This is a genomic window from Pseudomonas sp. Kh14 (assembly GCF_900291005.1).
Taxonomy (GTDB): Bacteria; Pseudomonadota; Gammaproteobacteria; order Pseudomonadales; family Pseudomonadaceae; genus Aquipseudomonas; species Aquipseudomonas alloputida.
The window spans coordinates 1-253 of the sequence record NZ_OLKJ01000201.1 but is presented as its reverse complement, the minus strand read 5'-3'; the positions used below and the strand labels follow the sequence as shown (position 1 = coordinate 253).

Genomic DNA, 253 nt, shown 5'->3' with positions numbered 1-253 from the left:
GTGCAGGCTCATCAGCGCGGCGGCCGTGGTGGAGGGGAACACCGTCTGCGCGACGTCTCGCCGCCCCATCCGGGCGGCGAGAAAGCGGGCGTGCCCCGCGTGCGCCTGCAGATTCCGAGCGCCGAGCCCGTCGATCATCACGACGATCGCGCTCTCGGCCGGCGCAAGGCCGAGGGCGCCGGGCACGCCATCCAGCGCGTCGAGCATCTGCGGCACGAGGTCGAAAATCCGAGCGCCGGGGCCGGGCGTCGGT

General features: G+C 73.9%; 1 pseudogene. It reads right to left on the bottom strand.

Annotation, left to right across the window (positions count from 1 at the left end):
• Nucleotides 1–207, bottom strand: a pseudogene (locus tag FQ668_RS27830) (alkaline phosphatase family protein); the annotation flags it as partial.
• Nucleotides 208–253: the final 46 nt, after the last annotated feature.